The organism is Amycolatopsis sp. NPDC041971 (assembly GCF_055588925.1).
Window position 1 is genome coordinate 801,537 of sequence record NZ_JBVJCE010000001.1, and the last position, 22,847, is coordinate 824,383.

Annotated in this window: 21 protein-coding genes; 12 read left to right on the forward strand and 9 right to left on the reverse strand. The window is 68.8% G+C overall.

Features of this window, described 5'->3' with window-relative positions; genetic code table 11:
* Nucleotides 1–43 precede the first annotated feature (43 nt).
* The 3 genes from ACZ6DT_RS04010 to ACZ6DT_RS04020 form a co-directional block, all read right to left on the reverse strand.
* Nucleotides 44–595, reverse strand: coding sequence for a ferritin (locus ACZ6DT_RS04010; RefSeq protein WP_465588220.1), 552 nt, complete (start codon nucleotides 593–595; stop codon nucleotides 44–46).
* 155 nt (nucleotides 596–750) lie between these two features.
* Nucleotides 751–1,962, reverse strand: coding sequence for an arginine deiminase (locus ACZ6DT_RS04015; RefSeq protein ID WP_465588223.1), 1,212 nt, complete (start codon nucleotides 1,960–1,962; stop codon nucleotides 751–753).
* A 13-nt stretch (nucleotides 1,963–1,975) separates the two neighbouring features.
* Nucleotides 1,976–2,773, reverse strand: coding sequence for a CPBP family intramembrane glutamic endopeptidase (locus tag ACZ6DT_RS04020; protein ID WP_465588226.1), 798 nt, complete (start codon nucleotides 2,771–2,773; stop codon nucleotides 1,976–1,978).
* A 23-nt stretch (nucleotides 2,774–2,796) separates the two neighbouring features.
* On the opposite strand from ACZ6DT_RS04020, the gene ACZ6DT_RS04025 reads away from it, so the two are divergent.
* Entirely contained in the window at nucleotides 2,797–3,258 is a 462-nt protein-coding gene (locus ACZ6DT_RS04025) for a PPOX class F420-dependent oxidoreductase (protein ID WP_465588229.1), read from the forward strand.
* On the opposite strand, the gene ACZ6DT_RS04030 is transcribed toward ACZ6DT_RS04025, so the two are convergent.
* Complete coding sequence (locus ACZ6DT_RS04030; protein WP_465588232.1) at nucleotides 3,255–4,046, reverse strand: DUF2470 domain-containing protein; 792 nt, start codon at nucleotides 4,044–4,046, stop codon at nucleotides 3,255–3,257. The genes ACZ6DT_RS04025 and ACZ6DT_RS04030 overlap by 4 nt on opposite strands.
* 94 nt (nucleotides 4,047–4,140) lie before the next feature.
* Between ACZ6DT_RS04030 and ACZ6DT_RS04035 the strand changes: the two genes are divergently transcribed.
* The gene (locus ACZ6DT_RS04035; RefSeq protein WP_465588235.1) at nucleotides 4,141–5,148 is read left to right on the forward strand and encodes a hypothetical protein; all 1,008 of its coding nucleotides are present in this window, start codon (nucleotides 4,141–4,143) and stop codon (nucleotides 5,146–5,148) included.
* 82 nt (nucleotides 5,149–5,230) lie between these two features.
* On the opposite strand, the gene ACZ6DT_RS04040 is transcribed toward ACZ6DT_RS04035, so the two are convergent.
* The 3 genes from ACZ6DT_RS04040 to ACZ6DT_RS04050 all read right to left on the reverse strand — a co-directional run bounded on the left by ACZ6DT_RS04040 (nucleotide 5,231) and on the right by ACZ6DT_RS04050 (nucleotide 9,164).
* Nucleotides 5,231–5,971, reverse strand: a complete 741-nt coding sequence (locus ACZ6DT_RS04040; protein WP_465588238.1) for a hypothetical protein — start codon at nucleotides 5,969–5,971, stop codon at nucleotides 5,231–5,233.
* A gap of 11 nt (nucleotides 5,972–5,982) precedes the next feature.
* Nucleotides 5,983–7,800 (reverse strand): substrate-binding and vWA domain-containing protein, encoded by a 1,818-nt coding sequence (locus ACZ6DT_RS04045; RefSeq protein WP_465588241.1) that lies wholly within the window; start codon nucleotides 7,798–7,800, stop codon nucleotides 5,983–5,985.
* Between the two features lie 188 nt (nucleotides 7,801–7,988).
* Nucleotides 7,989–9,164: a homogentisate 1,2-dioxygenase domain-containing protein gene (locus tag ACZ6DT_RS04050; protein WP_465588244.1), complete on the reverse strand. Its 1,176-nt coding sequence runs from the start codon at nucleotides 9,162–9,164 to the stop codon at nucleotides 7,989–7,991.
* Between the two features lie 85 nt (nucleotides 9,165–9,249).
* Here ACZ6DT_RS04050 and ACZ6DT_RS04055 point away from each other — a divergent pair, with 85 nt between their 5' ends.
* Both ACZ6DT_RS04055 and ACZ6DT_RS04060 read left to right on the forward strand, forming a co-directional pair.
* Complete coding sequence (locus ACZ6DT_RS04055) at nucleotides 9,250–10,107, forward strand: hypothetical protein (RefSeq protein WP_465588834.1); 858 nt, start codon at nucleotides 9,250–9,252, stop codon at nucleotides 10,105–10,107.
* A gap of 238 nt (nucleotides 10,108–10,345) precedes the next feature.
* Nucleotides 10,346–10,984, forward strand: a complete 639-nt coding sequence (locus ACZ6DT_RS04060; RefSeq protein ID WP_465588247.1) for an IclR family transcriptional regulator — start codon at nucleotides 10,346–10,348, stop codon at nucleotides 10,982–10,984.
* Nucleotides 10,985–10,988: 4 nt separating this feature from the next.
* On the opposite strand, the gene ACZ6DT_RS04065 is transcribed toward ACZ6DT_RS04060, so the two are convergent.
* Both ACZ6DT_RS04065 and ACZ6DT_RS04070 read right to left on the reverse strand, forming a co-directional pair.
* Nucleotides 10,989–11,660, reverse strand: coding sequence for a DUF998 domain-containing protein (locus ACZ6DT_RS04065; protein WP_465588248.1), 672 nt, complete (start codon nucleotides 11,658–11,660; stop codon nucleotides 10,989–10,991).
* An 88-nt stretch (nucleotides 11,661–11,748) separates the two neighbouring features.
* Complete coding sequence (locus tag ACZ6DT_RS04070) at nucleotides 11,749–12,336, reverse strand: TMEM165/GDT1 family protein (protein ID WP_465588837.1); 588 nt, start codon at nucleotides 12,334–12,336, stop codon at nucleotides 11,749–11,751.
* Nucleotides 12,337–12,524: 188 nt separating this feature from the next.
* On the opposite strand from ACZ6DT_RS04070, the gene ACZ6DT_RS04075 reads away from it, so the two are divergent.
* The 8 genes from ACZ6DT_RS04075 to ACZ6DT_RS04110 all read left to right on the forward strand — a co-directional run bounded on the left by ACZ6DT_RS04075 (nucleotide 12,525) and on the right by ACZ6DT_RS04110 (nucleotide 22,816).
* Nucleotides 12,525–13,478: a S41 family peptidase gene (locus tag ACZ6DT_RS04075; RefSeq protein ID WP_465588250.1), complete on the forward strand. Its 954-nt coding sequence runs from the start codon at nucleotides 12,525–12,527 to the stop codon at nucleotides 13,476–13,478.
* Between the two features lie 81 nt (nucleotides 13,479–13,559).
* Nucleotides 13,560–15,071, forward strand: a complete 1,512-nt coding sequence (locus ACZ6DT_RS04080) for a cytochrome ubiquinol oxidase subunit I (protein WP_465588253.1) — start codon at nucleotides 13,560–13,562, stop codon at nucleotides 15,069–15,071.
* 321 nt (nucleotides 15,072–15,392) lie between these two features.
* Nucleotides 15,393–16,400, forward strand: coding sequence for a cytochrome d ubiquinol oxidase subunit II (gene cydB / locus ACZ6DT_RS04085; protein WP_465588256.1), 1,008 nt, complete (start codon nucleotides 15,393–15,395; stop codon nucleotides 16,398–16,400).
* Complete coding sequence (gene cydC / locus ACZ6DT_RS04090) at nucleotides 16,397–19,651, forward strand: thiol reductant ABC exporter subunit CydC (protein WP_465588259.1); 3,255 nt, start codon at nucleotides 16,397–16,399, stop codon at nucleotides 19,649–19,651. The genes cydB and cydC overlap by 4 nt, the downstream gene beginning before the upstream one ends.
* Before the next feature lie 14 nt (nucleotides 19,652–19,665).
* Nucleotides 19,666–20,811: a GAF domain-containing sensor histidine kinase gene (locus tag ACZ6DT_RS04095; protein ID WP_465588262.1), complete on the forward strand. Its 1,146-nt coding sequence runs from the start codon at nucleotides 19,666–19,668 to the stop codon at nucleotides 20,809–20,811.
* A gap of 134 nt (nucleotides 20,812–20,945) precedes the next feature.
* Nucleotides 20,946–21,563, forward strand: a complete 618-nt coding sequence (locus tag ACZ6DT_RS04100) for an excalibur calcium-binding domain-containing protein (RefSeq protein ID WP_465588265.1) — start codon at nucleotides 20,946–20,948, stop codon at nucleotides 21,561–21,563.
* Nucleotides 21,560–22,180 (forward strand): class F sortase, encoded by a 621-nt coding sequence (locus ACZ6DT_RS04105; protein WP_465588268.1) that lies wholly within the window; start codon nucleotides 21,560–21,562, stop codon nucleotides 22,178–22,180. Before ACZ6DT_RS04100 ends, ACZ6DT_RS04105 begins: the two co-directional genes overlap by 4 nt.
* A gap of 9 nt (nucleotides 22,181–22,189) precedes the next feature.
* The gene (locus ACZ6DT_RS04110; protein ID WP_465588270.1) at nucleotides 22,190–22,816 is read left to right on the forward strand and encodes a histidine phosphatase family protein; all 627 of its coding nucleotides are present in this window, start codon (nucleotides 22,190–22,192) and stop codon (nucleotides 22,814–22,816) included.
* Nucleotides 22,817–22,847: the final 31 nt, after the last annotated feature.

The following is a 22,847-nucleotide window of genomic DNA, read 5'->3' on the forward strand; positions in this document are numbered from 1 at the left end:
GGGAGAGCCCGGGTTTTCCCTGTGGTGGGAGAGCGTCAGTGCCTCAGAGCGCGCCGCCCGCGACCGGGGGCATCCCCGAGTCGGCGCCGCTGTCGCCGACGGACTCGCGGTGCAGGTGGTTCTCCACCTCGAACAGGTTGCCGTTCGCGCGCTTGACGATGTTGAGCAGCGTGGACATCTGGGAGATCTCTTCGACCTGCTCCTTGAGGAACCACTGCGTGAACTGCTCGCCGATGTAGTCCTCTTCGGCGCGGGCGGCCTTGGCCAGCTGCTGGATGTCGGTCGCGACGTCCTTTTCCTGCTGCAGCGCGAGCTCGATGAGTTCGGTGACGTCGGAGAAGGTGTTGCGCACGTCGCCGGTGCCGGGGATCTCCACGTGGTGGTCGGTGTCCAGCATGTACTGGATCAGCGCCATCGCGTGGTTCCGCTCCTCGACGGACTGCTTGTAGAAATGCTTCGCGAGCTGCGGCAGGTCCTCGGCGTCGAACCAGACCGCCAGCGCGATGTACTGCTGGGAGGCGTTGAACTCATTGTGGATCTGCGCCTGCAGCAGTTCATAGAACTTCGAGCGCGGTTGCTTCTTGAGGAGGGCCATGCGTACAAAGATACGTCATCACCTATTCGATTTCCACTTGGCTCTGGTGATGTGCCTCCTATTAGGTTACCATTACCGACAATAGGATCACCTCAATTAAGTAAGCCTTCCCTAATCGATTACGACCGATTAGGGAAGGCTTACTTGATTTTGTTTCAGATGCTTTCACGCCGGATCGGGCACGACATGCAGCGCGGCCCGCCGCGGCCGGAGCCCAGCTCGGAGCCGGTGATCGCCAGTACCTCGATCCCGGCTTCCTCCAGGCGGGCATTGGTTTCCACATTACGTTCGTATCCGACGACGACGCCGGGGGCGAGGGCGAGGGTGTTGTTCCCGTCGTCCCATTGCTCACGTTCCGCGGTGACCGGATCGAGCCCGGTGTCGATGACGCGGAGGCGTTCGATTCCCATTGCTTCGGCGGCCGCCGTGAGGAATGGCGCCGGGCCTTCCACCTTCACGGAACCGTCGTCGGTGGGCCGCATGGTGAACGCGGTCAGCGAATCACGGGAAAGCGGGTACATGACGACGGCGTCGGCCGCGACCATCGTGCAGACGGTGTCCAGATGCATCGTCGCGCGGGTCTGCTGGATCGGGACGGCGAGCACGGTGTGCGCGATACCGTCGGTGAACACCGACCGCGCCAGCGACTCCGCGCCCGCGGCCGTCGTCCGCTCGCCGACGCCGATGGCCAGGACACCCGGCGAGAGCAGCATGACGTCGCCGCCTTCGATCGGCGCCGAATGCGCGCCGTACGCGCGGGACGCGTGCCGGAACCACGGGTGGTAGGCGTAGATCAGGTCCAGCACCGCCGTCTCGCGGACACGGGCGGGCATGGTGAGCGAGGAGACCGCGACCCGGTCGCCGATCCAGGCCGACGAGTCGCGGGTGAACAGCAGGTTCGGCAGCGGATCGACGGCGAAGTCGTTCGGAGGGTTCATCAGCCGGACCAGTGAGGCGCCCTCGGCGGCGGGCAGTTCCTCGAAGGTCATACCCGCCATCAGGGTCTCGGCCAGCACCGCCGGAGAGACACTCGACAGATGGGATCGGAGCGAATCGGCCAGGTCGGGGCCGAGCCGCCGCTCGTCGACCGCCGCGTGCACCCCGGCCGCGTGGGCGCGGGCGTCGGCGAGTGCCGTGCGCAGCGCGTCGGCCAGCAGCAGCACCTCGACGCCGCGGCCGCGCAGCACCTCGGCGAACGCGTCGTGCTCCTCCTGCGCGCGGTCCACCCACGGGATGGAATCGAACAGGAGCTGGTCGTTGTTGCGAGGCGTGAGCCTTTTGAGCTCGTTGCCGGGCCTGTGCAGGAGCACCGCGCGCAGGGGGCCGACTTCGCTGTCAACTCGGGGTGGAGTCGTCTCGTCAATCACTGGTCCACCCTAGCTAGGGCAACCAGGAAACTCGCCCTTTGAGCAGCGCGTATCCGACGAAGGAAACGAAATCCAGCGCGGTGTGCGCGGCGACCAGCGGCCACAGCCGGTTCGTCTTCTGCCAAAGCCTGCCGAACACCAGGCCCATCACGATGTTGCCGACGAAACCGCCGAACCCCTGATACAGGTGGTACGACCCGCGAAGCACCGACGAGGCGACCAGCGAGGTGTTCTCGCGCCATCCGAGCTGGCGCAGCCTGGTCAGCAAGTACGCGACGACGAGCACCTCTTCGGCGAACGCGTTCCCGAAGGCCGACAACGTCAGCGTGATCGGACGCCACCACGTCTCGCCCAAAGTGGACGGTTGCACCGACAGGCTGAACCCGAGGCCGTAGGAGAGGAAGTACAGCCCCAGCCCCGGAATCCCGATCACAGCGGCGAGCAACAGCCCATGGACGACGTCGCGGCCGGGACGCTGTCGGTCGAGCCCGATCTCCGCGAGCTTCATCCCGCCACGCCACAACAGGTACAGCCCGAGCGCGCCCCAACCGACCAGCTGGCCGGCGCTCAGCAGCTGTTTGAGCAGGTCGACCAGGCTCAGCGTCGCCTGGGGGACGTTCAGCTGGGCCTGCTGCTGTGCCAGCGGCACCGGTTGCAACAGCGAGTCCACAAGGGACAGCAGGCTGCGCAGCCCGGACAGACCGAGGGTGATGCCGAAGACGACGACCAGTTCGATGACGATCGCGCGGCGGCGCGCCGGATCTTCCACGAATTCCGGCAGCGCCGGGCGTTCGGGACGCAGCCAGCTCATCCCACACAAGCTACCGTCGGGGCATGCCAAGGAGCATCGCGACCAACGAAACCGTCGACCGCGCCGCGCTCGTCGATTTCCTGTCCACCCGCCACCGCGCCATCCTGATGACCACGAAGGCCGACGGCGGCCCCCAGCTTTCCCCGGTGACCTGCGGTGTCGATGCCGAAGGCCGGCTGGTCATCTCCACGTACCCGAAGCGCGCGAAGGTCGTCAACGTGCGACGCGAGCCGAAGGTGTCCGCCTGTGTCCTTTCCGACGAGTGGAACGACCAGTGGGTCCAGCTGAACGGCACCGCCGAGGTGCTCGACCTCCCCGACTCGGTCGAGCCGCTGGTCGACTACTACCGCGCGATCTCCGGCGAACACCCTGACTGGGACGAATACCGCGAAGCGATGGTGAAGCAGGGAAAGAGCATCATCCGCGTCACCATCGAATCCTGGGGCCCGGTCGCCAAGGGCGGTTTCCCGGCGGGGCTCGCCTAACCCTGGGGAAAGTAGGGACAGCCGACGAGGCGGCGGATCTCGCCGCTCAACTGCTGTGGCCCGTCGACCGGACGCGAGAACGCGAGCCGGACGTCATGGTCGCCGGAGTCGGCCTCGACGCGCAGCCGCAGGCCATAGCGGTCCAGCCCGAGGGGCCGGATCCAGCCGCCGCGCAGTTCGGCGGGCACGTGCTTGGCGAGCTGCTGGACGACGTCGGCGTGGTCGGTCTCCAGATGCCGCAGCCAAGCGGCCTCGTAATCGTGGAACGGATCCGGCGGCGCGGCGCTGAACATGTGCGGCCGGAGCGAATGCGTGCCCTCGGCGTCGGCGAGCACCAGCGACGCCGGGGTCAGGCGCAGCAGCGTCAGCCCGTGCCCGACGTCCAGCAGCCGCTCGTCCGGCCGGGTTTCGGCGATGGAGACGGCACGGGCGCGTGCCGAGACCTCGGAAAGCGGGCGGAGCCAGCCCGTGATCCACAACAGCCCGCGAATGGGTTCGCGCAGGTCGACCGGCGCCTGATCGGTCAGCTCGACCATCACCGCGAGCTCACCGCGCTGGGCCTCGTGCGCGCGTTTCACCAGGGGGTACTCGTCCGGCAGCAGGATGCTGACGCTGCCGCTCGGGTGCACGTGGTGCAGCTCGGGGATCACGCGGCCGTACGGTCCTGGCTGGTCACGTTGCTCGGCGGTCGGCATCAGCGTCGCCGGGCCGTTGCGGGTGGCGATCGTCTTCGCGCGTTCCGCGGGGTTCGGCGCCGGCGGGCGGCGAATGGACGTCGGTGTGGTCACGGCTCACCTCCTGGTTAGGTGAGCCTAACCTGATCTGGTCGTCGAGTGGAAGTAGCGTGGATCACTTCTCTCCGCACGCGTATACGTTGACCAGGTGGAGGACCACAGAATCCGGGTGCTCGAACCACCCGAAGGGATTCCGGCGGTGAACATGCCGGTCCTGGTGAACACGCTCGACCGTTCGGCCGTCACCGCGGGCACGCTGGCCTGCGCGACCGGACTGTTCGGAGTACTGGGCGCGGTCCTGCTGGCCACGGGCCGGTACGGGATCGCCGTGCCGGTCTTCCTCCTTGCCTACATGACACCGATTTCGGCTTACTACGGCTTTCTCACGGTTGCCGGATCCTTGTCGATGCGGAAGCTTGTCCAAGAGCCGTTCCGCCTGGTTAACGTGCTGGACAGCGCCGTCGTGGCCGGTGCGAAGGTGAGCGTCCCGCTCGACGGACGCTGGCTGGTCGTACGGCTGCCCGCTCCGCTTCGCGCGCAACTCGCGGCCCAGCGAAGGCTGTGGGTGCTGGGCCGGTTCGTCCTGCTTCCCGGCGTCATCACCGGACGGCGCGGCTCATTCCGCGACGCGCCGCCGAAGGGATCGACGCAGTTCGGCGCGGAGCCGGTCTCGCCGGGACGGCTGCTTTCGCTGCAACGGCGGCTGCTGGCGTCGTACTACCTTCTCGGCGCCGGGCTCGCCCTGGCCGCGGCCGCCTTCTCGGTCTGGGTGGTCGTCGATTTCCCGGACCGCCGCAGCGTCATCGTGCTGGACGCGCGGATCCTCGCGGGTCTCTGCGCACTGGCGGTGATCGGCATCGCCATCGCGGCGCTCGTGCTGTCCAGGCCGGTGCCCGAGCCGCGGTGGACCGAACTCGCCGTCATTTCCGGACCGGCGTCGGTCAACCTCTTCGGCATGGTGACCGTGAAAGGCCGGACGGTCCTGCCCGACGGTCGCGAGGTCGCCGTCCGAGCCGGTGGTTCGGATCCGTCGCTGGCCGCGAACATCGCCGCGACCGGGCGGCTGTGGGTGCTCGGCGTGCCGGTGGCCGGGAAGGTGGCGAAGGCCGGAGTGCCCGGGCACGCGGTTTTCGGGCCGGTCAAGTTCGGGCGGTAAGTGGTGAGTCGTTCGGGTAGATGCCTCGCGCACCCACACCAGCCTCAGCCGCGACGATTCACGTTCCCACCGTCCCTACCGGTCAACTGAGCGAGCGCCGCGTCGCTTCTTCGGTCTCCACGACACCCCGCCGGATCCCTTCGAGCTGCTCGCTCAGCTCGCCGATGGTCGTGGTGTCGAGCAGCGAATCGCCGGCGGCGGTCGAAAGTTCGGCCGCCCTGGCGACCAGGCCGTCGAGTCCGAGCGCACCGGAGCGCAGCTGTGCCAGCAGTTTCCGCTGTGCGCTCGAAAGCCGCCCGTGTACGTCTTCCTGTGCCCGCACGGCTTCGAGCGACTGGGTCAGGTCACCGCGGATGTCGTCGTCGGCGGTCTTCAACTCCTTGCGCAGCCGGGCTTTCTCGGCCGACACCGCGCCGAGATCCACGCGTGCCAACGCCTTCCCGGTGGCGGAGGTGCGGCCTGCCAGCCGCCGCAGGGTCTCGACGGTTTCCCGCACCACCGGCTCCATGTCGGCCACCCGGTCGGCGAGCGGGCCGGTGCCGAGCGACCCGGAAATCGACCGGAATCCTTCGGCCGCGGCTTCCGCGCGCCGCAACCAGCCCGCCTCCGGTGAGTTCGGCTCGACGTCGGGAAGAGCCCGCTCTTCGGGTTCGGGCTCCGGTTTCGGCCGCGTGGCGGCGGCGACCCCGGCGCGGGCGGCGAGCACGGTCACGCCGACGCCGAGCGCGGCGAGCACCGGCAGTTGCACCGCCCAGGCCGCACCGGCCGACGTCGCCGCGAGGAGCAGTCCCCACGGCTCACCCAACTCACGGACGAAACGCATATCCGAGGATCTCAGAAATTCGAGATGACGGCGGTGAAGACCTGGTCGATCGAGTCCGGTTTGGACGAGTCGTACCCGACGCCCTGGGTGGTTTCGGCGATTTCCTTGAGCACGTCCAAGTCCGCGTCGGAGCCGTAGGCGATGGTGAACATGCGCACCGCTTCGCCACCACCCTCGGTCCGCAGTTGCCCGATGAGGTTCGGCAGATCGATGCCGCCCGGATCCTCGTTCCGGCCGTCGGTGAGCACGACGACGGCGTTGATCGCGTTCGGATCCAGCCGCTGCTTCATGAATTCGTAGGCCGCGAGCGACGAGTCGTAGAGTCCCGTCCCGTTCTGGGGGGTCAGCCCGTTCAGCCGCGACGCGAGTTCCTGCCTGCCCGGCTCACCGCCGATCGGCGACACCGGCCGGAGTTCGACGTAGTCCTTGTCGCCGCTCAGTTTCGTCGAGAACATCCACAGCCCGACCTTGTCCGCGTCGCTGAACTGCGGCAACGATGCCACGGCCGCCTGTTTCGCGAGATCCATCTTGTTCTTCCCCGTCCCGCCGACACCGTCGCCCATCGAGCCGGAGACGTCGACGACCAGCAGCACGTTCGCCTTCTTCCGCAGGTCCTTCCACGACTTCAGCACCTCGGTCAGCACCGGCGGGCTCGGCGGGCGGATGAGGTTGAGCTTCGCATCCGGCTCGGCGCCGTTCTCCTTCGTGGTCTGCGAGCCGGGCTTCCCGTCGAACGTGCGGAAGCCGATGTCGCTGAACTTCTGCTGCGCCTCGGCGCCACGCAGATGGGCGAGGAAGTCCGCCGCGACCTGCTTGTGGAGGTCGTCGGCCCAGTTCAGCACGGTGAACGGGTGATCGGAGTTGAGCGTGCCGTCGCTCGGGTAGATCCCCACGAGCGGCACCTTCGGCGGCGCGTGCTGCCCGCGTTTCCCCGGGTCGTTGGTGGGATTGCCCTGGTTGTAGCCGACGAGCGAGTTCTCCTCGACCGTCACCGCCGAGATGTACGACATCGCGGCACCGCGGTCGTCGGCCTTCTGCAGGTTCGTCAGGAACGTCAGCGTGTTGTCGCCGTAGTGGACGATGGCCTGCTCGACGTTCTGTACGAACGTCCGCGCCTCCGGTTTCGCGAGCGCGTTCGCGGTGAGGTCCGAAGACGTACCCGTCGCCGCGTAGTAGGCGCCGATGGTGGCGTTGAGGCCGGAGGTCGAGATGTTCGGATTCGTCTTACCCAGCCGGAATTTCCCCCACTCCGGGTGGCCGTACTTGGCCCAGCCCTGCGGATCCGTGGCGAGCGCGGCGAGATCCTTCCAGCCGATGCCCTTGCCAGGCCAGCCGAGCGCTTCGGCCATCGGTTTCGGCATGGCGACGACCAGCGGAGCGTTCGCGACCGATTCCGGGTCGCCTTCGGGGACCAGTGCGGGGTGGTCGGTGCCGGTGAGGTTCTGGCGCAGCAGGTTCACCCAGCCGGACGCCGCGGGTGTCCAGACATCCGGCCGCGGGCCGTCCACCGCCTCGTTCCAGCCTCGGGACAACGCCTGCATCGCGGTTCCGGACGATTTCGACTGCACGAGCACGTCGACGCAGCGGCCGGCCACCGTGCGGCCGCTGTAGCCCTTGGCGATCTCGGTGACGACGCCCGCTTTCTCCGGCGACGACGACACCTGCAACTTGACCGCGTCGCCCGTCGTGCACTTCGCTTCCGCGGCCTCCTCGCCGGAATCGCTCGTGAGCGCGCGCAAGCCGATGATCAGGCCGATGGCGACCACCGCCGCGGCCACGAACGCCAGCACCTTCCGGCCGCCTCGGGACTGCCCGGGATTCACGACCATGGGGACCTCCAGCGGTGGGGACACCGATTATCCGGAGGTTTCGCCTTGCCAGGCATCGCGTTGCCGAACCGTTGCGGCCGTGGCGGTAGTTATCCCGCCACCCCGCCGCATTCAGTCCTCTGAATGCGTGGGCACCTGCTCGCGCCTGCCTCGAAACGCCGCATTCAGAGGACTGAATGCATGGCGCTTCAGGCGTCGGGGCCGCGTCCGGACCAGGTCCACGCGTAACCGGGGTCCTCCGAGGCCTCGGCCGCTTCGCCGAGTTCCAGCGGTGCGAAGGTGTCCACCATGACCGCGGTCTCGTCGAAGAACTGGGCGCCGATCGACGCCTCCGCGGCGCCGGGCTGCGGCCCGTGCGTGAAGCCGGACGGGTGCAGTGAAAGCGAGCCGACCTCGATCCCGGACCCCTTACGCGCCTCGTAATTCCCGCGGACGTAGAACATCAACTCGTCGGAGTCGACGTTCGCGTGGTTGTACGGCACCGGGATCGACTCGGGGTGGTAGTCGACCTTGCGCGGGCAGAACGAGCAGACCACGAAGTTCGGTCCCTCGAACGTCTGGTGCACGGGCGGCGGCTGGTGCACGCGGCCGGTGATCGGCTCGAAGTCGTCGATGTTGAACACCCACGGGTACAGGCAACCGTCCCAGCCGACGACGTCGAACGGGTGGGTCGCGTAGGTGTAGCGGGTCAGCCCGGCGCGGTGCCGCACGAGGACCTCGACGTCGGTGCCGTCGACGACCAGCGGCTCGGACGGGCCGCGGAGGTCGCGTTCGCAGTACGGCGAGTGCTCCAGGAACTGGCCCTTCGCCGACAGGTACCGCTTCGGCGGGCCGATGTGGCCGCGCGCCTCGATGGTCAGCAGCTTGACTCCGCCGTCGTCGTGCGGGAGCACCCGGTAGGTGCACGACGTCGGGATGACGAGGTAGTCGCCGTCGCCGACCTCGAGCGAGCCGTAGATCGTCTCGACGGTCGCGCCGCCGCCCTGGACGTAGAACAGCTCGTCGCCGGCCGCGTTGCGGTACAGCGGCGACGGCTTGGTCGCGTGGACGAAGCCGATGGTGACGTCGGCGTTGCCGAACAGCCGCCGCCGGTCGGTGACCGCGTCGGCGTCGCCGAACTCGAGGTCGTGGGTCTTGAAGGCGCGCGGCTTGAGCGGATGGTTCGGGGTGATCGGGCCGCGTTCGTCCTCGACCGCGACGGCGTCGACGATCGCGGTGGGCAGCCCGCGGTGATAGAGCAGCGCCGAGTCCGCCGAGAAGCCCTCGACACCCATCAGTTCCTCGGCGTACAGGCCCCCGTCGGGCTTGCGGAACGCGGTGTGGCGCTTGTGCGGGATCTCGCCTACCTGCCGGTAGTAAGGCATCGGAATCTCCCCGGAACGTGTCCGTTGTGCGAACGATTTTGTCCTCATGTCGTACGCTACTAGCGTGTCAGTCGTGTCAAGCGCTGTGGAACTCACGCCACCCGGCCCCCGAGGAATCCCTCCCCTGTTCGCGCGGCTCGTCGACGACTCGGCGTTGTTCCCGCCCGGCGAGGCGTCCATGCCCGAAGCGCTGCGCGCGTACTTCGCGTCGAGGGCCGGTGAACACTCCGGCATCCTCGGTGTGTTCCTGTGCCAGGCGTCGAGGCTGCCCGAGCTCATCACCGAACTCATCAAGATCAAACCCAAGGAACCGCTGCCGCTGTCGCTGATCATCGACACCGGCCTCGGCGGGGTCCCGAAGGCGATCTCCATCGTCGAATCGCGCAGCGAGATCCTCGCGCTGCGCATGGTGGAGATGCCGGCGCCCTCGGACGTCGACGAGGTCTGGCTGGAGCGCGTCTCCGAGTTCGTGCCCGAGGACGTCATCCGCGTGGTCGAACCACGCCGCGGCGTCGGCTGGCTGGACGGCGTGCGGAAGGTGATCGAGCATGGCAGCTGGCCGAAGATCCGCTGCGGCGGCAAGGCGGGCGAGAACTTCCCCAGCGTCGACGAGGTCGCCGACTTCCTCGCGGTGGTCAGCGGCTCGAGCGGGGCGTCGTTCAAGGCGACGAACAGCCTGCACCGCGCCGTCCGGCACACCGAGGAGACGAGCGGCTTCACCCACCACGGATTCCTGAACCTGATCGTCGCGTCCGCGCGGTGCCTCTCGGGCGGCGACGTGCGCGCCGCCCTCGCGTCGACCGACGCCGCCGCACTGGCCGCCGAGGCCAAGGGATTGTCGGAACCGGCCGCGAAAGCCGTTCGCGGGTTCTTCGCCTCGTACGCGGCGGCGTCGTTCGAGGAGCCCGTCGCCGACCTCGGAGAACTCGGACTGCTGCATTGAACATCGCGGTGTTGTCTATCGCGCTGCCGCGATCGCGCTGCCAGGGCGCTCGTGAGCGTAGGAGGTCGCGTGTGCTTGGAGGGCGCCCTGTCATCGCGATAGCGGGGCCTTCGGCCGAAAGGCGCGACTTCAAGGGATCAAGGGACTTTTGGTCGCGTGAGCCTCGGTTGCGGAACCCTCGGTTGCGGGAGGCTTGGTTGCGTGAGTCTCGGTCGAGTCAGTCTTGGCCGGGGTTGCTGTGACTCGCGAAGGGTCGCTGACTCTGGACAGAGGGCTCGCGCTGTTGCAGGCGGTGGCGGACGCCGGGGGCGAGGCGGCGACGATCTCCGAACTCGCCGTCGCCATCGGCGCGAGCCGAGCCGCCGTCTACCGGCTGCTCGTCCCGCTGTCCGAACGCGGCCTGGTGTGGCGCGACGGCAACAAGGTGCGGCTGGGTGTCGGCCTGCTCCGGCTCGCCGGGCAGGTCCTCCCGCAGCTGCGGGAGGCGGCCAGGCCGGTCTTGCGCGAACTGGCGGAGAAGGTCGGCGCGACGGCGCACCTGTCGGTCGCGCAGGGGGACCAGGCGCAGGCCGTCGCGGTCGTCGAACCGTCGTGGACGAGCTTCCACGTGGCCTATCGCGTCGGCACCCGGCATCCGCTGTCGGCCGGCGCGGCGGGCAAGGCGATCACGCTGCGCCCCGGCGGCGAAGGCTGGGTCACCTCGTCCGGTGAACTGGAGGCGGGCGCGTCCGGAGTCGCCGCGCCCGTGCGCGGGGTACCGGGCTTGAAGGCCAGCATCGGCGTCGTGTCGCTGGAGCCGCTGGACGCCTCCGTGGTGGGCCCGGCGGTCGTCGTGGCCGCCGTCCGGCTGGCCGAGGTGCTGAAACAGCCCGAGTAGCGCGTCAGCGGTCGCTGAGCAGCGGGCGCACCATGGTCGCCAGCAGGGTGAGGTCCACCGCGAACAGCAGCCGCTCGAACAGACCGAGCGTCACCTCCTGCTGCGACGGCCCGGTGAGCATCGTCCAGACGAAGCCACCGAGCACGATCACCACCGCGGCGAAGCTGGCCACCGAAAGCCGCCTGATCGTCGTGCGGCGTGGCTCCCACGGGCAGCGCGCCCGGCCGGGACGGGTCAGCAGCCACGCGGCGGCGGGAAGGGCGAGGAAGGCCGCCAGCGCGGCGTAGTTGTGGATCTGCCCGGCCAGCGAACGGGCCTGGCCCTCGGGGTCGACGGGGACCAGCGCGAGGACGAACAGGCCGACGCACCACACACCGAGCAGGACGAGAACGGACTCGTAGCCGCCGCGGTGCGCCTTCGCGATCCCGCCGAGCAGCGCGAGCGAACCGAACCCCAGCGCCAGGCACATCGCGCCGAACAGCGGGGCCGCCGTCGAGCCGGGCGAGAGGTAGCCGTAGACGTACTCCGACAGCGTCTGCCAGATGGGGCTGACCTGGCCGGACAGCCGCAGATGCAGGTCGATCGAGATGGCGACGGCGACGGCCATGCCGAAGATCGCGAGCCTGCCGTGCACGGGGGAGACGGCACGGGCCGCGAGGATCTTCGGGGAGGTCACGACCGGTTTCTCCAGGCACGTCGGGGCGGGTGTTCACCTTTTCGTTTCCGAAAGGTTACCCGGCGAACCTGTGAAAACCCCGTGCGCCTCAGAACGCGAGCTGGGTCAGCGCGAACAGGGAGAACCCGGCGAAGACGAAGCCCGCGACTCGCTGGATGAGCTTCGGGCGGATGCGGCTCCGCACCTTCGCGCCGATAAAGACGGCGAGGCCTGCGACGGCGACCAATGCGACGAAGGAGCCGAGCGCGACAGCGAACGGGTTGCCGAAGCGGGCGGTCAGGCTGGCCGTCGCGAGCTGGGAGGCGTCGCCCCATTCGGCGGCGAACAGCACGCCGAACGACGTCAGCGCGGAGCGGAAGAAGGTCGCGGGGCTCGGCCCGGACCGCGACGCGTCCTCTCCGCCGTCCTTGCCGGGACTGAACCCTTCACGAAGGAGCATGAACGCGCCGATACCGAACATCGCGGCGACGATCGCGGTCACCAGCGTCTCCGGCAGCAAAGTGAGCACACTGCCGAAGGTGGCGGCGATCGCGGATTGCACGGCGAATGCGGCGGTGACCCCGACGAATACCGGCCACGCGCGGAAACGGGTGGTGAGAACCAGGGTAGCGACGAGGGTCTTGTCCGGCAGCTCCACGGCCAGTACCAGGCCGAACGCGCTGATCAGCGCCAGCATCGAGCTAGACATGATGGTTCTTCACCCCTTTCACTGCAACGATAAAGGCGTGATTCAGAGAAAGGCAAGCTGATGGCTTTTCCGAATCGCACGGCCTGTACGGGCGAATTGTATTTCGCGGCGGGGCGGAATTGAGGTTTCGGTATACCGAATTCTTTTTTCAGGCTCCGCTGGTAGCGTCCGTGATCATGGACGAAAGAGCGCGGATCGAAGCGGTGTGCAAGCGGCTGAAGGACCACTATGTGTTCCCCGACGTCGCCGAGAAGCTGACCGTGCTCCTGCGGACGAGGCGGAGTGACGGCGCGTACGCGGGTCTCGACGATCAGGCGTTCGCCGTCGCGGTCACCCAGGACCTGCAGTCGGTCAACGGGGACAAGCACCTGCGGCTACGGCATCACGTCGACCCCCTGCCCGACGTGAACGGGGAGTCGTTCGATCCCGAGCAGTTCCGGCGCGAGGCGGAACTGAACGGCCACGGCATCGCGTCGGCGCGCCGACTGGCCGGGAACGTCGGCTACCTGGAGACCAAGCTGTTCTACGGGCCGGACATCGCGGGCGAGGCGATGGTCGCCGCGATGACGTTGCTCGCGACCACCGACGCGCTGCTCCTCGACGTCCGGGAGAACCGGGGCGGGGATCCGATGGCGGTCGCGCTGCTGATCAGTTACCTGGTCGACGAGCCAACGCACTTCAACAGTCTCTATCTGCGCGACGGTGACGTGACGAACCAGTTCTGGACGCTGCCGTACGTACCGGGGCGGAAGTTCGGCGCGGACAAGCCGGTGTGGGTGCTGACCGGACCGAACACCTTCTCCGGTGCCGAGGATCTGAGCTACTCGTTGCAGCAACTGGGGCGGGCGAAGACGGTCGGCGCGGTCACCGTCGGCGGCGCGAACCCGCGGCGGCAGTACAAAGTGGACACTCACCTGGATGTCACCGTCCCGGGTGGACGGGCCGTGAACCCGGTCACGGGGACCAACTGGGAAGGTGTCGGCGTCCGGCCCGACATCACCGTCGACGTCGAGGCCGCTTTCGACACTGCGTACGCGTTGGCGCTGGTCCACGTGCTGACACTGGGGGATTCGGGTGCGCGGCGGCAGATCGCCGATGAGGCACGGTTCACGCTCGCGGGCCTCGGCTGAGCCGGACGCGGGACCTACGTCCCGGCGAGATCGGGACCACTTGAACTGGTGTGCCCGCCCCTGGGTGAGCAGGCTTGAGGCGTGGAGGTTCTCGATCTCGCTCGGTGGCAGTTCGGCATAACCACCGTCTATCACTTCCTGATGGTCCCGCTGACCATCGGGCTTTCGGTCCTGGTCGCCGGGATGCAGACGGCGTGGGTCCGGACCGGTGACCGGCGCTATCTGAAGATGACCAAGTTCTGGGGGAAACTCCTGCTGGTCAACTTCGCGATGGGCGTGGTCACCGGCATCGTGCAGGAGTTCCAGTTCGGGATGAACTGGAGCGCGTACTCGCGGTTCGTCGGCGACGTTTTCGGTGCGCCGCTGGCGATGGAAGGGCTCGTCGCCTTCTTCGTCGAGTCGACCTTCTTGGGGCTGTGGATCTTCGGCTGGGACAAGCTGCCGAAGAAGGTCCACCTGGGGTGCGCGTGGGCGTATTCGCTGGCGACCGTGGCGTCCGCGTATTTCATCCTGGCGGCGAACTCGTGGATGCAGCATCCGGTCGGGGTCGAGTTCGTCGACGGGAAACCGACGATGAACTCGATCTGGGCGGTGCTGACGAACAACACCGCGCTGGCCGCGATCCCGCATACGCTGGCGGGCGCTTTCTCGGTGGCGGCGGCGTTCCTGGTCGGCGTGGCGGGCTGGCAGCTGTGGCGCAAGCGTTCGGAGGACGACGAGCACCGCACGGTGTGGCGTTCGTCGTTGCGTCTCGGCGGCTGGACCGGCGTGGTGGCGTTCGCGGTGCTGGCGATCACCGGCGACATGCAGGGCAAGCTGATGTTCGAACAGCAGCCGATGAAGATGGCCTCGGCGGAAGCGTTATGCCACACGGAAAAACCGGCGAGCTTCTCGATCATCGCGATCGGGGACGTCCGAGGCGCCAATTGTGAGGACGTCAAGACGTTCAACGTGCCCGCCCTGCTCTCGTTCTTGGCGCACAACGACTTCTCGACCGAGGTCAAGGGCGTGGAGAACCTGGTCGCCGAATACCAGGCGAAGTACGGCACGAACTATCCGGACGACCCGCAACTCGGTTCGCTCGCGGGCAAGCCGATCGACTACGTGCCCAACCTGCCGGTGACCTACTGGGGTTTCCGCGCGATGATCGGCTTCGGCGCGATGTCGGCCGGGATCGGGCTGCTCGCACTGTGGCTGACGCGGCGCGGGCGGATCCCCGGGCAGCGGTGGTTCCCGTGGCTCGTGCTCGGCGGCATCGCGACCCCGTTCATCGGCAACAGCGCCGGCTGGATCTTCACCGAGATGGGTCGTCAGCCGTTCGTGGTGGTGCCGAATCCGACCGGTGTCGACGGCGTGTGGATGTTCACCGCGCAAGCGGTTTCGAAGTTGTCCACAGGCGAGGTGTGGACGTCGCTGATCGCTCTGACGACCGTCTACGCGGTGCTGGGCGTCGTCGAGGTCTTCCTGATGCGCAAATACGTACGCGGCGGCGTCGACGCCGTCATGCCACCCGAAAAACCGGCCTCGACCAGCAAGAACGGCGACCCCGAAGGCGGTGACAGCGATGATGACGCGCTGGCCTTCGCCTACTGATCTCCTCTTGACCTCACCTACCCAGCCCCCCGCCCTTCCCGGGGGACGGCCCCGCACCCAGCGTATCGGGGGTATCGCTCAGGTGGGTTACCCACAGCCAATCTGTGGACAACTCCGCCGGTTGTGGATAACTCAGGGCGACCGGGGGTGGCGGGGGCGGGCTCGGGTGGTCAGAGCGGGTTGCGAAAGTGGCTTTCGCCACGCTCAAGGTTGTGAAAGTGGCTTTCGCGACGGCTCAGGACGAGCAGCGGCAGGGCGGTCGGCAAACCCCCGCGAAGCAGTGCAAGCACTCGAAGTGAACGAAGCAAGCAGGAGTGCCCGATGACCCTCGAAACGATCTGGTTCTGCGTCATCGCCCTGTTCTGGCTCGGCTACCTCTTCCTCGAAGGCTTCGACTTCGGCGTCGGCATGCTCATGCCGGTCCTCGCGAAGGACAACACCGAGCGCCGCGTCATGGTCAACACGATCGGCCCGGTCTGGGACGGCAACGAGGTCTGGCTGATCGTCGCCGGCGGCGCGATGTTCGCCGCGTTCCCCGGCTGGTACGCGTCGCTGTTCTCGGCCGCGTATCTCCCGCTCCTGATGGTCCTGCTCGCCCTCATCGGCCGCGGCGTCGCGTTCGAATACCGCGGCAAGGTCGACTCCGATCGCTGGCGCCGCGACTGGGACCGCGTCATCGGGATCGGCTCGTGGCTCCCGCCGTTCGGCGTCGGCCTGCTGCTCGCGACCACCGTCCTCGGCCTCCCGCTCGACGCCGACGGTGACCGGGTCGGCGGCGCGTTCGCCGCCGTCCGCTTCGAAACGCTGCTCGGCGCGCTCGCGGTCGTCGGGTTCTCGCTGGTCCACGGCGCCGCGTTCCTCGCGCTCAAGACCGAAGGCGACCTCCGTCACCGGGCGCGGAACCTGGCCACTCGCCTGCTCCCGGTCGCGTTGCTGCCGTTGCTCGCGTTCCTCATCCTCGTGCAACTGCGCTCGGGCGACCTGTGGACGCTGCTCCTCGTCGGCATCGCCGTCCTCGCCGCGGTCCTCGCGTGGTTCAAGATTCGCATGGGCCGCGAAGGGCAGGCGTTCGCCGCGCTCGGCGGGGTCATCGCGGCTTCCGCCGTCGCGATCTTCGCCGCCCTGTACCCGAACGTCCTGCCGTCCACTGTGGACCCGGCGAACACGTTGACGATCGCGGGCGAGGCGTCGAGCCCGTACACGTTGACCGTGATGACCTGGGTCGCGCTGTTCGGCGCGCCCGCCGTACTGATCTACCAGGGTTGGACGTACTGGGTGTTCCGCAAGCGCATCGGCACCCGGCACATCCCACCGGTGCACGCACCATGACCAAACTTCCCGGCCGCGACACCCTTTCCGCCACGGGGTCCACAATGGACCCAGCGCGCCCCGGGAAGGGGCCGCTCGGCGCGCTGGCTCCACTTTCGAGTGCGGCGCGCCGAGCTGCCCTACGACTCGTCGGAATACTCTCTTTCGTCAACGCGATCTTGCTGGTGGGACAGGCTTTCCTGCTGGCCGACGTCCTCTCCGCGGTCGTCCGCGGAACACCGGGGGACCGCACCGCCCAGCTGGCCGTGCTGCTCGCGCTCGTCGCGGGGCGCGCGTCGACCGGCTGGGCGGTGCGGATCGCTTCCGCTCGCGCGGCCGCCCGCGCGAAGGAGGAATTGCGCGCGAAGGCCCTCGATCACGCCTTGAAACTCGGCCCGGAATGGATCGCGCGCCGTGGTCACGGCGAGCTGACGTCGTTGACCACCAAGGGACTCGACGCGCTCGACGCCTACTTCACCCAGTACCTCCCGGCGCTGGTGGCCGCCGCGATCGTGCCACTCGCCGCCGGTGTCGCGATCCTGTTCGCCGACTGGCCGTCGGCCGTGCTCGTCGTGCTCACCGTGCCGCTGGTCCCCCTGTTCGCGATCTTGATCGGCAAGCACACCGCCGAGCGGGTCGCCGAAGCCGCCGACGCCGAACAACGGCTGTCGGGGCATCTACTGGAACTCGTCCGCGCGCTGCCGATCCTCAGCGCGTTCCGCCGCGCCGAAGCGCAGGCCGAGACGGTGCGGAAGATCTCCGAACGCCATCGCCGCACGACGCTCGAAACGTTGAAGGTCGCGTTCGGGTCGGCGTTCGCGCTGGAACTGATCGCGACGCTTTCGGTCGCGCTGGTCGCGGTCGTCATCGGCGTCCGGCTGGTCTCCGGAGACTTGCCGCTGGCCATCGGGCTCGGCGTGTTGATCCTCGTGCCGGAGTGCTACCAGCCGCTGCGCGCGGTCGGCGCCGCGTTCCACGCCAGCGAAGACGGCGTCGAGGCCGTGCGCCGGGTCGCGGACGTGCTCGCGGAACCCCTGTCTCCCAACGGTTCCGAGTCACCGGCCAAGGGCGACGTCCATGCCGTCGGACTGCGTGTCGCGAGGCGCGGCAAATTCGCGCCCGACGGCGACACGTTCAGCGTCCGGCCCGGTGAGATCACCTGGTTGCGCGCGCCCAGCGGCGGCGGCAAATCGACGACGCTCGCCACGCTGCTCGGCTTCGTGCAGGCCCACGACGGCACGATCACCGTCGGTGGTACCGACCTCACCGACGCCGATCTGGAGAAGTGGCGCGAGAACGTCGCCTGGGTGCCGCAGTCGCCGGTGTTCGGCGGGGGCACGGTCCGCGAAGAGGTCGGCGCCGACGACATCCTCGGCGAACTCGGGCTCTCCGGACTCGCGGAACGGCCGGTTTCCAAGTTGTCGCAGGGACAACGGCAGCGCGTCGCGGTGGCGCGAGCCTTGGTGCGGATCCGCTCGGGCGCGTGGCTGCTCCTGCTCGACGAACCCACCGCCCACCTCGACGAGGTCAACGCCGGACTGGTCATGACCGCGGTCCGCAAAGCCGCCGACGGCGGCGCCGCCGCGATCATCGCCGCACACGAACGCACGTCCGGTATCGACATGTCGACTGCCGTTGCGGCGGAAGCCGGGGTCGTGGAAGTGGTGCGGGCGACCAAGCCGCTGCCCTGGCGCGACCTGCTGCGTCCCAGATTCTTCGGCGGGGCGCTGCTCGGTGCCGCCGCCTTGCTCGCCGGGGTCGCGCTGACCGCGCTTTCGGGCTGGCTGATCGCCAAGGCGTCGCAACAGCCGCCGATCCTGACCCTGACGGTGCTGATCGTCGGCGTGCGGACGTTCGGCCTCGGCCGCGCGGGGCTGCGTTACCTCGAACGGCTGGTCACGCACGACGCCGCGTTCCGGATCGCCGGGAGCCTGCGCGTCCGGCTGTGGGAGTCGCTGGTGCGGCTCGGGCCGGCACGCGCGCTTCGGGCCGGTGAGGAGCAGCGGCGGCTGGTCGGCGACACCGACACCGTGCGTGACCTGCTCCCGCGCGTGATCACGCCGCTGGTCGTGGTCGCGCTGGTGGCCGCGGGCGCCGTCGCGGTCCAGGCCGCCGTGCTGCCAGAAGCCGGACTCGCGCTGGCCGCGGCCGTGCTGGTCAGCGCGTTCGCACCGCTGCTCGCGCTTCGGGCGGAACGCCGCGCGACCAGCGCGCTGGCCGCCGGACGGCGTTCGGTGTCGGCGCAGGTGCTGAGCCTGTTCGAAGCCGCCGCCGAGCTGATCGCGTACGGGGCCGACAAAGAGCGACGTCGCCGAATCGCCACCACCGACGCCGCACTGACCACCGAAGCACGGCGACAGGCTTTCGGTGCCGGCGCGGCCGACGCCCTGATCATCCTGGCGACGGGGGCCGCCACGGTCGTGAGCACCGGATTCGCCGTGAGCGCCGTCGCCGCCGGCGCGCTGAACCCGGTACTCGCGCCCGTGGTCGCCCTGGTGCCGCTCGCGCTGGCGGAGGTTCTCTCCCTTCTTCCGCCCGCCGCGCAGCACTGGGACACCCTTCGCCAGGCCCGTCTGCGCCTCGCCGCGTGCAATGAACGGACCGTTACTTGCAAAATTCGCAAGGAACGGACCGTTCCTGGCACCGGCGGGGTGCGGATCCGGAACGCCGACCTCGGCTGGCCCGGCACCGAGCGTCCGGTCCTCACCGGAGTCGACCTCGACATCGCGCCCGGTACGCACGTCGCCGTCGTCGGCCCGAGTGGTGCCGGGAAGTCGACGCTCGTCGCGGCCCTGCTCGGTTTCCTCGAGCCGAGCAAAGGCGAGGTCGTCGCGCCCGAGAACGTCGCCTGGGCGCCGCAGGAACCGATGCTCGTCTCGACCACGGTCGCCGAGAACCTGCGTCTGGCCAAGCCGGCGGCGTCCGAGGCCGATCTGCGAAAAGCCCTGTATCAGGCCGTTCTCGAGGATGTCGAGCTCGCCACGATGCTGGACAGCGCGGGCGCCGGACTGTCGGGCGGGCAGGCACAGCGGGTCGCGCTGGCACGTGCCGTCCTCGGCGCCGCACGGGCCGACCTCGTCCTGCTCGACGAGCCCACCGCCCATCTCGACGAACCGACCGCGCGCAGCGTCCGCGAACGGCTCGGCGAGGCGCTCGCCGGGAAGACCGTCGTCCACGTCACGCACAACGCCGCAGAAGCCGGCGACGCGGACGTGATCCTGGAGGTGCGGGAGGGCCGGGTCACAGCGCGAACACGAGCCGGAGCGGGCTAATGTCGATAGCGCTCATGGATCCCACGCTTGCCGCGCGCGCACTGTCCGCCGCCACCGAGATCACCGGCACCGCCCTGTCCGGCGAAGACCCGGGCGACGTGCTGGAGACCGTGGTCGCCCGCGCCGTCGAACTGGCCGAGGCCGACCTCGGTCTCGTCATGGTGCGCGCGGACGACGGCCAGGTGGTCGCCGAGGCCGCGCACGGGGACACCACCCAGGGCCTTCGAGGGCTGGCCTTTTCCGCCGATTCCGCCGCGGGCCAGGTCGCCCGGGGCGGGAAACCGGTGGTCAGCGAGGACTTCACCGTCGATCCTCGCACAGCGCCGTTCGTGCCGCCGGAGCTCCAGGGCTTCGGGCCTTTCGCGGCGTCGGCGTTCGGCGCGGGCGGGCGCGTCCTCGGTGCGCTCACCGTGTACCGCCGCCACGGCGGGGAGCCGTTCTCCGCCAGCACGGTCGAGGTCCTGACGGCCTTCGCGGCGCAGGCTGGCGTGGTACTCGCACTGGCCGAAGGCGCCAACGCGCGGCACCGCGTGACCCTGTACCAAGAGCGCGAACGTATCGCGCGCGAGCTGCACGATGTCATCGTGCAGCGGCTCTACGGCGCCGGGATGCAGCTCGACCGCGTCCGCAAGAACATGCGGAAGCGGTTCGCGCAGGCCGACGGCGCGCGGCTGTCCGAGGCGATCGACCAGCTCGACCAGACCATCGAAGAGATCCGCGGCACCGTGCGCGCCCTGCGCAGCCCGGAACCCGCGAACGAGACGGTCACCGCCACCGACCTCGCCGAATCCGCGCGGGGCGAGGTGCGTATCGCGGGCGAGCTGCTCGGCTACCCGCCGACCCTCGAACTTTCCGGGGAACTGGCCGACATCCCCGCCGAACAGGCGGACCACATCCGCGCCGCCCTGCGCGAAGCACTGTCCAATGTGGTCAGACATTCCGGGGCGAGCGAGACCCGTGTGACGCTCAGCCGAGACGCGGAAGGCGTCAAACTGCGCGTCCGGGACAACGGATCCGGTGTCCCGCAGGGGGTCGCCAAACGCGGTCTGCGTCATCTCGCCGAACGCGCGACGACGTCCGGCGGACGCTTTTCGATCAATTCTTCGCCGAGTCTGGGAACTTTGGTCGCTTTCGACGTGCCGCTCGACCAAGCCGTGTGAAATTAACGGTTCTTTGTCGCTCGTTCGAGTGATCATCAGCGTTTTCGGATTAATCCGTAACGGCTGGGGCCGGTGCGCGACTTCAAAGGCATCGAACGCGCTCACAGCGCGGATTCCCAGCGAAAGGACTCCCTATGTCCTCGGTTCGTCGCGCCCTCGGCACGGCCGTCATCCTTGCCGGATTCTCCTTGTTCGGTCCCGCTTCCGTCGCGTTCGCGCTGGTAGAGGCGCCCGCGATCGCCGATCTCGACTGTGGCGACTTCCGATATCAGGAAGACGCGCAGGCCGAACTCGAAAAAGATCGGTCCGATCCGCATCGCCTGGACGACGACAACGACGGAATCGCTTGCGAAACGCTGCCCAAACGGGGAACAGCGCCGACCACAACGATCACCCCCACCGTTCCGCCGACCGTCACGGAAACCAAACCGGCGAAATCCGCCGACAAGGATTGCGCGGATTTCCCCTCGCAGGCCGCCGCGCAGGCCGAGCTCAAGAGGAACCCGCGAGACCCGCACAAGCTCGACGGTGATCACGACGGGTACGCCTGCGAATCCCGGTTCGGCGAGCCCGCGAAATCCGGCCAGGTGAAGGTCAAACCTGTCGGAGGGGTCGCGACCGGCGGCGGAGAAGCCAACGGCGGTCCCCTGGAGATTGTCGCGGCCAGCACCGTCGCGCTGGCCGGCGCGGCGTTGTTGACCGCCGCGGGCGCGGGTGCGTCCCTGGCGCTCAGGCGGCGTGCCGAACGATGACACCGGCCTCCTGGCGCCGCTGGCCGTTTCCGCTGGTCATCGGCACGCTCCTCGGGATGGTGCTCGCGGCTGCGCTGGCCGCATGCGCCGTCTCGCCGTCGGGCAAGGTCGCGTCGCCGGCGCCACCCTCCACGGTGTCTTCGGCCGTGGAAGTGCCTCCGCTCGCGCGCGCCAAACCGGCGAGGCTCGAGATCCCGGCGATCGGGGTCCGCACCGGCGAGATCGTCGACCTCGGCCTGGCCGGTGACGGCACCCTGCAGGTACCGCACGACGCGATCACCACCGGCTGGTTCACCGGCGGCCCGGCACCCGGCGAGCTCGGGCCCGCCGTCCTCGCCGGGCACGTCGACTACAAGAAGGTCCCCGGTGTCTTCGTCCGGCTCAAGGAACTGAAGACCGGCGACGAGGCCTTCGTCCACCGCGCGGACGGGAGCACCGCGACGTTCACCGTGTACGCGGTCGAACGGCACTCGAAGGCGTCGTTCCCCACGGAGAAGGTCTACGGGGACACGACCGGGCCCGAACTGCGCCTGATCACCTGCGGCGGGGATTTCGACTCCTCGACCGGCAACTACCTCGACAACGTCATCGCCTACGCGACGCTCACCCGCGTTTAGATTCGAGACATGCGCACCGTCTACGTCGTCACGCATCCGGAGGCCACCCATCACGTCGATCGCCTCGTGGGCGGATGGTTCGACGCCGAACTCACTCCCGACGGTGAACGCGCGGCCGCCGCCATCGCCGAATCGCTGCGGGCGAGGGTGCCGGAAGAGGTGGAGCTCTACTCCTCGGACCTGCGCCGCACCGCGCGGACGGCGGAAGTGATCGGCGAACGGCTCGGCGTGACACCGATCCTGGACCGGCGGCTGCGCGAGAAATCGTACGGAGAAGCCGGTGGCCGGCCGCAGGAGTGGCTGGACAGCCGGTTCGTCCCGCCTCCCGCCGTCGGCGACCGGCTCGGACACGACGAAGGAATCCCCGGCGCCGAAACGAAAGGCGCGATGGCCGCGAGGGTGTACTCGGCCATGGAGTCGATCCTGGACAGCCGCTGTGCGCACCAGATCGTCGTCACGCACGGTGGCGCGCTCACCTTCGTGATCGCCGCCTGGATCCGGATGCCGCTCGAGTCGGCCGGGTACGTCGACTTCCGCGGTTCACCCGGCAGCGTCACGGTGCTGCGTGAGGACGACTACTTCCACAACCGGCAGGTCGTGACGCTCGCCGGTACGGGGCGGCCCTCCGGTTGGTAGCCTCGGCACAAGCCGTGACGAGGGGAACACG